Genomic DNA, 255 nt, shown 5'->3' with positions numbered 1-255 from the left:
CTGCGCTGCGCACCATCTGCCTGTCGGGCGAAGTGCTGCTGCCGGCCACGGTGCGGCAATTCCGCGAGGTGTTCGGCGACGGCGTCGAGCTGGTCAACTTCTACGGCGCGTCGGAAACGACGATGATACGCTGCCACCACCGCATCGTCGCGGCCGACGTGGAGCGCGGCTACATCCCGATCGGCAAGCCGATCGCGGCCACGCAGATGATCGTGCTCGACGCCGACGGCGTGGCGTGCCCGGTCGGCACGCCCG

At 69.8% G+C, this 255-nt stretch carries 1 protein-coding gene; it reads left to right on the top strand.

Going from position 1 to position 255, the window contains the following annotated elements:
* The coding region (locus KVP70_RS35955) for an AMP-binding protein (RefSeq protein WP_217946800.1) at positions 1–255 on the top strand (255 nt) is incomplete at both ends.

This window comes from Duganella violaceipulchra (genome assembly GCF_019166075.1).
GTDB lineage: Bacteria > Pseudomonadota > Gammaproteobacteria > Burkholderiales > Burkholderiaceae_D > Rugamonas > Rugamonas violaceipulchra.
Note: the sequence above shows the minus strand (reverse complement) of the source record. Positions and strands in the feature narration are given on the sequence as shown.